Source organism: Nostoc sp. CALU 1950, from assembly GCF_051172895.1.
Classification (GTDB): domain Bacteria; phylum Cyanobacteriota; class Cyanobacteriia; order Cyanobacteriales; family Nostocaceae; genus Nostoc; species Nostoc edaphicum_A.
Genome location: NZ_JBDNJQ010000473.1, coordinates 1 through 272 on the forward strand (window position 1 = coordinate 1; position 272 = coordinate 272).

The window sequence follows — 272 nt, forward strand, 5'->3', positions numbered from 1 at the left end:
AAAGCCTTGGAGTTCTATCAGCAAGCTTTAGCCATTCGTCAAAAAATCGGCGATCCCTCTGGCGTTGGTACTATTCTCAGCAACATTGGCAGAATTTACGACAGTCTGGGACAGTACCCCAAAGCCTTGGACTTCTATCAGCAAGCTTTAGCCATTCAAAAACAAATTGGCGATTGCTCTGGCGTTGGCAATACCCTCAACAACATTGGCTTTATTTACAAGAGTCTGGGACAGTACCCCAAAGCCTTGGAGTTCTATCAGCAAGCTTTAGC

Annotated in this window: 1 protein-coding gene; it reads left to right on the plus strand. The window is 45.6% G+C overall.

The window, feature by feature from the left end; translation table 11 throughout:
* A partial coding sequence (locus ABF638_RS38470) for a tetratricopeptide repeat protein (RefSeq protein WP_435027966.1) occupies positions 1 to 272 on the plus strand: 272 nt, incomplete at both ends.